11 protein-coding genes are annotated in these 8,872 nt (G+C 71.2%); 7 read left to right on the forward strand and 4 right to left on the reverse strand.

Going from position 1 to position 8,872, the window contains the following annotated elements; all coding sequences use genetic code 11:
• Positions 1-2: 2 nt before the first annotated feature.
• Positions 3-1,241, reverse strand: coding sequence for a PTS transporter subunit EIIC (locus SSMG_RS11195; protein WP_009075757.1), 1,239 nt, complete (start codon positions 1,239-1,241; stop codon positions 3-5).
• Positions 1,238-2,035, reverse strand: coding sequence for a GntR family transcriptional regulator (locus tag SSMG_RS11200; protein ID WP_009075759.1), 798 nt, complete (start codon positions 2,033-2,035; stop codon positions 1,238-1,240). The genes SSMG_RS11195 and SSMG_RS11200 overlap by 4 nt, the downstream gene beginning before the upstream one ends.
• A gap of 246 nt (positions 2,036-2,281) precedes the next feature.
• Between SSMG_RS11200 and SSMG_RS11205 the strand changes: the two genes are divergently transcribed.
• Both SSMG_RS11205 and SSMG_RS11210 read left to right on the forward strand, forming a co-directional pair.
• Positions 2,282-2,518: a glucose PTS transporter subunit EIIB gene (locus tag SSMG_RS11205; RefSeq protein WP_037713328.1), complete on the forward strand. Its 237-nt coding sequence runs from the start codon at positions 2,282-2,284 to the stop codon at positions 2,516-2,518.
• Entirely contained in the window at positions 2,515-2,970 is a 456-nt protein-coding gene (locus SSMG_RS11210) for a PTS glucose transporter subunit IIA (protein WP_037713331.1), read from the forward strand. The genes SSMG_RS11205 and SSMG_RS11210 overlap by 4 nt, the downstream gene beginning before the upstream one ends.
• Positions 2,971-3,018: 48 nt before the next feature.
• On the opposite strand, the gene SSMG_RS11215 is transcribed toward SSMG_RS11210, so the two are convergent.
• Positions 3,019-3,444, reverse strand: a complete 426-nt coding sequence (locus SSMG_RS11215; protein ID WP_009075763.1) for a Rieske (2Fe-2S) protein — start codon at positions 3,442-3,444, stop codon at positions 3,019-3,021.
• Between the two features lie 100 nt (positions 3,445-3,544).
• Between SSMG_RS11215 and SSMG_RS11220 the strand changes: the two genes are divergently transcribed.
• Complete coding sequence (locus tag SSMG_RS11220) at positions 3,545-3,928, forward strand: hypothetical protein (protein WP_009075765.1); 384 nt, start codon at positions 3,545-3,547, stop codon at positions 3,926-3,928.
• Here SSMG_RS11220 and SSMG_RS11225 read toward each other — a convergent pair.
• Positions 3,916-4,332: a pyridoxamine 5'-phosphate oxidase family protein gene (locus SSMG_RS11225; RefSeq protein WP_009075767.1), complete on the reverse strand. Its 417-nt coding sequence runs from the start codon at positions 4,330-4,332 to the stop codon at positions 3,916-3,918. The two genes, SSMG_RS11220 and SSMG_RS11225, sit on opposite strands and share 13 nt — an antisense overlap.
• An 83-nt stretch (positions 4,333-4,415) precedes the next feature.
• On the opposite strand from SSMG_RS11225, the gene SSMG_RS11230 reads away from it, so the two are divergent.
• From SSMG_RS11230 to SSMG_RS11245, 4 genes are all read left to right on the forward strand, one after another.
• The gene (locus tag SSMG_RS11230; protein WP_009075769.1) at positions 4,416-5,354 is read left to right on the forward strand and encodes an AraC family transcriptional regulator; all 939 of its coding nucleotides are present in this window, start codon (positions 4,416-4,418) and stop codon (positions 5,352-5,354) included.
• A gap of 572 nt (positions 5,355-5,926) precedes the next feature.
• The gene (locus tag SSMG_RS46080; protein WP_009075771.1) at positions 5,927-7,057 is read left to right on the forward strand and encodes an A24 family peptidase; all 1,131 of its coding nucleotides are present in this window, start codon (positions 5,927-5,929) and stop codon (positions 7,055-7,057) included.
• A 52-nt stretch (positions 7,058-7,109) separates the two neighbouring features.
• Positions 7,110-8,294 (forward strand): chorismate synthase, encoded by a 1,185-nt coding sequence (gene aroC, locus SSMG_RS11240; RefSeq protein ID WP_286157043.1) that lies wholly within the window; start codon positions 7,110-7,112, stop codon positions 8,292-8,294.
• Complete coding sequence (locus tag SSMG_RS11245; protein WP_009075775.1) at positions 8,291-8,815, forward strand: shikimate kinase; 525 nt, start codon at positions 8,291-8,293, stop codon at positions 8,813-8,815. Before aroC ends, SSMG_RS11245 begins: the two co-directional genes overlap by 4 nt.
• The last annotated feature ends 57 nt before the right edge of the window (positions 8,816-8,872 follow it).

An 8,872-nucleotide genomic window follows, 5' to 3' on the forward strand; every position in this document is an offset into this window, starting at 1 on the left:
TGTTACTTGGCGGCCGTGCGCTCGAGGTCGCCCTCGATCGAGTCGTCCTCGCGGCCCGGCGTGCGCAGGTTGAACTTGGTGATCACGACGCGGAACACCACGTAGTAGATCACGGCGAACACGAGCCCGATCGGGATCAGCAGCCACGCCTTGTGCGCGGTGTCCAGCGACGAGTTCAGCGCGAAGTCGATCGCGCCGCCGGAGAACGAGAAGCCGAGGTGGATGCCCAGCGCGTTGCAGACCGCCAGCGAGATGCCGGTCATCACCGCGTGGAAGATGTACAGCGGCCACGCGACGAACATGAACGCGAACTCGATCGGCTCGGTGACGCCGGTGACGAAGGCGGTGAGCGCGGCCGAGATCATGATGCTGCCGACGAGCTTGCGCTGGCCGGGACGCGCGGTGTGCACGATCGCGAACGCCGCGGCCGGGAGCGCGAACATCATGATCGGGAAGAACCCGGTCATGAACGCGCCGGAGCCCTGGACGTGGCCGAAGAAGTTGTTCAGGTCGCCGCCGCCGAAGATGAACCACACCGGCACGTTCAGCAGCTGGTGCAGGCCGACCGGGATGAGCAGGCGGTTGAGCAGGCCGTAGATGCCGCCGCCGAGGACCGGGGAGCCGGTGACGGCCTTGCCCGCGGAGGTGATCGCGTCGTCGACGTACTTGAAGACCAGGCCGAAGATCACGCCGAGCACGAGCATCGCCAGCGCGGTGATGATCGGCACGAACCGGCGGCCGCCGAAGAAGGCCAGCCAGGACGGCAGCTTGATCCGGTGGTACCGCTGCCACAGCAGCGCCGCCACGATGCCGGACACGATGCCGGTCAGCACGCTGTAGGGCCAGTGGATCGGCGCGAGGTCCCATCCGGGCTTGTAGCCCTGCTGGCTCTTGATCGGGGCGATCACCTGGATCACGTTGTTGAACACGACCCAGCCGATGACCGCGGCGACGGCGGTCGAGCCGTCGCCCTTGCGGGCGAACCCGACCGCGATGCCGATCGCGAAGATCAGCGGCAGCCAGTTGAAGATGCTGCCGCCCGCCGCGCCGATCACGTCGGCGGCCTTGCCCCAGTTCAGTCCGTCCTTGCCCAGGACGTCGTCTTGGCCGAGCCGGTTCAGCAGACCGGCCGCGGGCAGGGTCGCGATCGGCAGCATGAGGCTGCGGCCGAAGCGCTGCAGCCCGGCGAGGCCGCCGCCCTTCTTCTTCCCGCCGGCCCCAGCCGCGGTGGTGGCGCTCATCGGATACCTCCATTGTGGGGTTGGTCGCCGGAACCCGGGGAGTTCCGGTCCAGCTGCATGGTCACCTGGTAGTGGTCGCCCCGGTACCAGGACGTCATGTCCTCGACCGGTTCGCCGCCGGAGCTGGAGACCCGGCGGAACACCAGGAGCGGACTGCCGGTGCGCATGCCGAGCAGGCGCGCCGTTTCGCGGTCCGCGGATTCGGCCCACACCGTCTGGTACGCCTGGTCCGGCCGCAGCGAGAACGCGTCGGCCAGCTGGGCGTACAGCGAACGGGTCAGGTCGAGGTCGAGCAGGCCGGGGGTCCGGCCCGCGTGGTACCAGCCGCGTTCCACGGCCAGCGGAACGCCGTCGGCGCGCCGCAGCCGCACGAGCCGGTGCGCGGGCACGCCCTCGGCGAGGCCGAGCGCGTGCGCCGAAGTCACCGGCGGGACCTCGGTCGAGGTCGAGATCACTTCGGTGGTCGGGGTGAGCCCGCGCCGGCGCATGTCGTCGGTGAACGACATCAGGTACACCTGCAGTTCCATCCGCCGGGCGGCGGTGAAGGTGCCCTTGCCCCTGACCCGGGCCAGCAGTCCTTCCTCGACGAGCTTCCCGATCGCCGAGCGGACGGTGAGCCGCGAAACGCCGTAGTGCTGCGCGAGCTCTCGCTCGGACGGGATCGGCGAGCCCGGCGGGAGCTCGCGCTCCACCAGGCGGCGCAGGATCTCCCGCAGCTGCGCGTGCTTCGGGGTCGGCCCGTTGACCACGCGGTCGGCGGGGTCGGACGGCGGAATGTGCGCGGCCGCACTCATCTCGGTGTCACCCTCCCTCGCTTCTCGCGCACCGGGGGCCGGTGCTCGCGTCCGCGCCGGAAGATTGGTACGTTCCGGTCTAGACCAATGATCTGATGGGGCAGGATGCTCCGCAGCGCGAGCAGGTGTCAACCACCGTTATCCGTTCGTGGCCGGGCTCGCTCGGCAAGGCGGCAAACGGCGTAGTAATGGTGGCGGAGCGCACCTGTTCTGGGTGGGAAACCAACGGGATACGAGGAGGCCGCGATGGCGGATGACAGGCCGGAAAAGATTCTCGCGGCGCTCGGCGGCGCGGACAACCTCATCGAGATCGAGGGCTGCATCACGCGGCTGCGGTGCGAGGTCGAGGACATGTCCGCCGTGGACGAAGCGGCGCTCAAGGCCGCCGGCGCGATGGGCGTCGTGAAGATGGGCTCGGCGGTCCAGGTCATCGTCGGCCCGGAGGCGGACACCATCGCCAGCGACATCGAGGACTTGATGTGAGCCTGCCGATCCTGAGCCCGGTCGCGGGCGAGGTCGTCGCGATCACCGAGGTGCCCGACCCGGTGTTCGCCGAGGCCATGGTGGGCCCGGGCATCGCGGTGAAGCCGTCCGGCGGCCGCGCCGACGCGGTCGCCCCGGTGGACGGGACCGTGGTCACGCTGCACCCGCACGCGTACGTCGTGGCCACTGAGGACGGCCGCGCGGTCCTCGTGCACCTCGGCATCGACACGGTCAAGGAAAAGGGCGAGGGGTTCACCCTGCACGTCGTCAAGGGCGAGAAGGTGCGGGCGGGCCAGCCGATCGTGGGCTGGGACCCCGAGGCGGTCGCCGCCAAGGGCTACTCGCCGATCGTCCCGGTCGTCGGGCTCGACGCGTCCGCCGACGTGCTCGCCGGACTCGAGGGCGGGCGCACGGTCGCCGCCGGCGACGAGTTGTTCACCTGGAACAGTTGATCCGATCGCCCTTTGTGGACGGTGCTGGTCCACAAAGGGCGATTCCGGTCACGCCGTGACGACCTCGCCGTTCTCGATCTTCACGGCCACTTTGGACAGCGGCTGGCTCGCCGGGCCTTTCTTCACCTCGCCGGTCAGCGCGTCGAACACCGAACCGTGGCACGGACAGCTCGCCTGGCCGTTCCGCGGCGGATTCACCGTGCAGCCCTGGTGCGTGCAGACGGCGCTGAAACAGGCGACCGTTCCTTTTTCCGGTTGCGCGACGAGCACCTCCTGCCCGTCCGGGGTTTTCGCGGATTTCGCTTGCCCCACCGGCACTTCCGCCAGTGCGATCACCTTCCCGCCCTGCTTCGGCGCGGCTTGTCCGGATCCGCCGTCGCCGCTCCCGCAAGCGGTGAGAGCGACGGCGGCGGTGCCCGCGACGGCGGCCCCGGAGACGAGGACGGAACGGCGGGAGTGAAGTTCGGCAGTCATGCCCGGTGCAACGAACCGGGACGGCTCCGGGTGCCGGTGAACCGTCCCGGTCGCCCGTGCGTGTAGTCCGTATCCGGCGTTCCGGACGGAAGGAGACGCCATGGTGACCACCTGGCTGCGAGTGCTGGGCGCGGCGGGCCTGGCCGGCTCGGCGGCGATCCACTTCTACCTGTACTGGGGCAGCGGCTACGCGGACATCCCGGTGGTCGGGCCGCTCTTCCTCGTGAACGGCATCGCCGGCGTGGCGATCGCGATCGCGTTGCTCGCCTGGCGGCATTGGCTCCCGGCGTTCCTCACGCTGGGTTTCGGCGGCGTGACGCTGCTGGCCTACCTGCTGTCGGTGACGGTGGGCTTCTACGGCGTGCACGACCAGTTCAACAGCCAGTACGAATACTGGGGCGTGATCACCGAAGCGGTCTGCGTGATCTGCGGCCTGGCGCTGCTGGTGCGGGCGATCCGCGCGCGAACGGCTCAGAACGCGTAGCGGTGCACCTTCTCCGGGTGGATGACCACCCGGACCTGGGGGAGGTCCTGCAGGATCTTCGCCCCGGCTTGGGCTTCGGAGGTGCTGAGGTCCCAGTACCGCCCGGCGAGCCTGCGGGCGAGGTCGTGCCCGCCGTCGGCCTCGATCGTGACGCGCCCGGCGACGGACACCCAGCGTTCCGGCTCCCCGACCGGCGCCGCGACGACGAGCGACGCGCGCGGGTCCTCGCGCAGCTGGCGGATCTTGGCCGAGTCCGGGGACGTGAACAGCTGGATCGTGCCCTCGTCGGTCGCCTCGAACCACACCGGCCGGGGCTGCGGCGGCCGCGGTCCGGCGGCGACGGTCAGGAAACCGTGCAGGGGACGGCGGAGGAACTCGAGATCATGGTCGGTAAGGGTGCTCATGAATCGAGATTCAACCGGGCTTCCTCGGACGATCCCATAGGTCATCCGCCGGATTGCCTGTCCATTCGTCTAATCTCGGGGGAGTGGACGCGTTCAGCGATTTGATCCGCGGGGTCCGGGCGCACGGTTCGTTGTTCGGCTGCACGGCCCTGTCGGCGCCGTGGTCGCTGCGCTTCGTGGACAGTGCCCCGCTGACGCTGTGCGCGTTGTTGAGCGGCGAGGGCTGGATCGTGCCGGAGGACCATCCGCCGGAGCTGTTGCGCGCCCGCGAGACCATCCTCGTCCGCGGCCCGTTCTCCTTCGTGGACAGCCTGGACACCACCGCCGCCCCCGTCGAATGCGGAGAGTTCTGCGCCACTCCCGAACACGGCGGCACCCGGCATCACCTGGGCTGGAACGATCCGTTCCACGGCGAAACCAACCTGATCGTCGGCGCGTATCCGGTGCGGAGCCGCGGCCGGATGTCCGCGCTGCTGGACGCACTGCCGGTCGTCGTCCGGCCGCCTTCCTCGGCCGAGGAAGACCCGGTGCTGGACCACCTGGCGGCCGAGCTGGCCGTCGACGCGCCGGGCCAGCAGATCGTCCTGGACCGGCTTCTGGACTGGATGCTGGTCTGCCTCCTGCGCGACTGGTTCGACCGTCCGGGAGGCACCCCGCCGCCGTGGTGGGCGGCCCAGCGGGACCCGGTGGTGGGCGCCGCGCTCCGCCTGCTGCACGCCGACCCGGCGGCCCCGTGGACGGTCGTCACGCTGGCCGCCCGGACCGGCGTTTCGCGCTCCACGCTGGCCAAACGCTTCGCGGATTTGGTGGGGGAGCCGCCGATGACGTACCTGACCCGGTGGCGGATGACTCTGGCTGCGGACCTCCTGACGGAACAGCCGTCGATGTCGATAGCGGAGGTCGCAGGGGCGGTCGGGTACTCGGACGCGTTCGGCTTCAGCGCGGCCTTCAAACGGCTGCGGGGGGTGAATCCGTCGGGGTATCGGCGGGCTTCCCTTGCCGAGGCTCTTTCCCGCGGCTGATGGTGCCTGCGGCGGGCTTCGGTTGCTGGGGCTCTTTCTCATGCCTGAGGGTGCCTGCGGGGGCTTCGGTTGCCGAGGCGTTTCGCGCGGCTGATGGTGCCTGCGACGGGCTTTCGTTGGCGGGGCTCTTTGCCGTGCCTGATTTTGCCTGTGACGGGCTTCCCTGCCGAGGCGTTTCGCGCGGCTGACGGTGCCTGCGGCGGGTTTGCGTTGGCGGGGCTCTTTGCCGTGGCCGACGGCGTCTCCGGCGGGCTCCCGTTGCCGGGGCGTTTTCGCGCGGCTGCTTGTGCCTCGGGCGGGCTTCCGTTGCTGGCGCCCGTCCGGCGGCTGATTGTGCTTTCGGCCGGTTCCCCTTGCCGGGCTTTCCCATGTCTCACTGTGCCTCCGGCGGGCGTCCATTGCGGGGGCCGTTGCTGTGCCTGACGGTGCTCCGTCGAGCTTCCTTCGCCGGGCTCTTTCCCGCGGCTGATGGTGCCTCCGTCGAGTGAACCTTCCGGCGTGTCGTGCGCGAGGGGTCTCCTCGCGCACTGATTCGTTTGCCCTGGTCCAGGCCTTGGCGACAGGCTGGTCGCATGGTTCTGACAGCAGTGCTCGCAGCCGGGGCGGTGGTCCCCGTGCTGCTGGTGATGACGAAGAAGGCCGGTGCCCCGGTCTCGGCCGTGCTCGGCATGGCCACCGCCCTGGCGGCAGTCGCCGTGGCCGCGTCCCGTGCCGACGCGGGCGCGTTCCCCGCTTGGTGGCTGCCCGTGGCGTGGCTGGTCTCGGTGCTCGGCGTGCCGCTCGCCTTGGCGGACGTCCGGCACCGCCGCCTCCCGGACGTCCTCACCCTGCCCGCCTACCCGGTCGTCGCCCTGACGCTCACCCTCGCCGCAGCCAGCGGCGGAGGCTGGCGGTTGGCCGCCGGAGCCGTCCTGGGCTGCCTGCTGTTCGGCGGAACGCACCTGATCGTCCACCGCTTGTCGGCGGGCGGCCTCGGCCCCGGAGACGTGAAACTGGCCGGGTCTTTCGGTGCGGTCCTGGGCGCGGTCGGCGGACTGGCCCCCGCGGTGGCGGCGGTCCTGGCGGCGATGGTCAGCCTCACGGCTGTGGTGCCGATGTGGCTGATGCGCCGGATTCGTCAGATGCGCGAGCTGCGAGCTTCAGCCCGCTCGTCCGTCGGGCGCTTACCACGCTCGGAAGCAGAAGGAGGACTTCACGAACCCACGCCAAATCAACCCGACTCCCGGCCCCTCGCGCTCGCTCAGCCATCCACGCCGACCGACGCAGCTCACTCTGCTGCTGGCCCCACAGATGCTGCTCAGTTGCTCGTTGCCGAGGATCTTGCTGGGGTGGCCGGTTCGGCCGTGCCGACTGACATCGCCGGAGGTCTTGTGCCCGGACCGGCGGCGGACCCTGCTAAGCCATTCGCTCCGGCCAACCCCGCTGAGCTGACTGCCTCCGCCCAGCCGACCGGCCCGGCGGTCACTCCCTCTCCACCCAGCCTCGCCCGCACACCCGAACTCCCGAGCCCAGCCCAGTCGTCAACACCGACCGACTTCGCCCATCCACCTTCGCCGAACGACGACGCCGCGACCCCCTCGCCGCCCGAGCCCGCCCGGCCCCGGATCCGCGCCGGACCCCTCCGCGTCCCCTACGGCCCGGGCCTCGTTCTGGCCACCTGGGCGTGCGCCGTCTTCCCAGCGGCTGGAACGGGCATCGCCTGAGGCCAGGGGCTCTGCCCGGCGCTCGGACCGGCCGTGACAGGATTGGCCGGTGCTGCGCTGGATCACCGCTGGAGAATCGCACGGACCCGCCCTCGCCGCTGTGCTCGAAGGGCTGCCTGCCGGGGTGGAGGTGACGACCTCGGACCTTTCCGCGCAGCTCGCGCGGCGCCGGCTCGGGTTCGGCCGCAGCCCTCGGATGGGCTTCGAGACCGACCAGGTCCAGTTCCTCGGCGGGGTCCGGCACGGGGTCACCCAGGGCGGGCCGATCGCCGTCCAGATCGAGAACGCCGAGTGGCCCAAGTGGGAGAAGGTCATGGCGGCCGATCCGGTCGACGAGGCCGCACTCGCCGGGCTCGCCCGCAACGAGCCGCTGACCCGGCCCCGCCCGGGGCACGCCGACCTTCCCGGCATGCAGAAGTACGGCTTCGACGAGGCCCGTCCCGTCCTGGAGCGCGCCAGCGCCCGCGAGACCGCCTCGCGGACCGCGCTCGGCACGGTCGCGCGGAACTTCCTGCGGCAGCTGCTCGGGGCCGAGGTGCTGAGCCACGTCGTCTCGATCGGCGGCGCGGACGCTCCCGACGGCCCGCTTCCGCAGCCGGGCGACCTCGCGGCGATCGACGAGAGCCCGGTGCGGGCGTTCTCCGCCGAGGGGACCGAGGCGATGGTCGCCGAGGTCGACGCGGTGCGGAAGGCCGGCGACACCGTCGGCGGCGTCATCGAGGTGATCGTCTACGGACTGCCGCCGGGTCTCGGCTCGCACGTGCACTGGGACCGGCGGCTCGACGCGCGGCTCGCCGGCGCGCTCATGGGCGTGCAGGCGATGAAGGGCGTCGAGGTCGGCGACGGCTTCACCACCGCCCGCCGCTGGGGCAGCCAGGCGCACGACGAGATCGACCGCGGCACCGGACCGGTCGGCGTCACGCGCCGGTCGAACCGCGCGGGCGGGCTCGAGGGCGGCATCACCAACGGCGAACCGCTGCGGGTGCGCGTCGCGATGAAGCCGATCTCGACCGTGCCCAAGGCACTGTCCACAGTGGACGTGCGGACCGGCGAGCCCGCCGTCGCGATCCACCAGCGCTCCGACGTGTGCGCCGTGCCGCGCGCGGGCGTGGTGCTGGAATCGGTCGTGGCGCTGGTCGTCGCGGACGCGGCGCTGGAGAAGTTCGGCGGCGACTCGCTGGCCGAGACCAAGCGCAACGCGCAGGCGTACTTGAAGGCGCTCGAGGAGCGCTGGTGAGTCCGCGCGCGGTCGTCATCGGACCGCCGGGCTCCGGCAAGAGCACGGTCGGCCCGCTGCTGGCCGCCGCGCTCGGGGTGACCTTCCGCGACACCGACGACGACATCGTCGCCCGCGCCGGACGCGCCATCTCGGACATCTTCGCCGACGACGGCGAACCGGCGTTCCGCGCGCTCGAGGAGGAAGCGGTCGCCGCGGCCCTCGCCGAACACGACGGAGTCCTCTCCCTCGGCGGCGGCGCCCCGCTCACCCCGGGAACCCGCGCGCGGCTCCAGGGCCACACGGTGGTTTTCCTGAACGTCGGCCTCGCCGCCGGCGTGCAGCGCACCGGGATGTCCAGCGCCCGCCCGCTGCTCGCCGGCATCAACCCGCGCGCCACCTTCAAAGCCCTGCTCGACCAGCGGCTGCCGGTGTACCGCGAGGTGGCGACCGTCGAGATCGAAACCGACAAGCGAACGCCCGAAGAGGTCGTCGCGGCCGCGGTCGCCGCCCTCGAACCCGACCGGGTCCGCGAACCGTGACCCGCCACCGGCCGCCCGCGCCAGCTCAAGTCCGTGAGGGGAGCTGAGGGACTCTGA

Origin of the sequence: Streptomyces sp. AA4 (assembly GCF_000158875.1) — a bacterium.
GTDB lineage: Bacteria > Actinomycetota > Actinomycetes > Mycobacteriales > Pseudonocardiaceae > Amycolatopsis.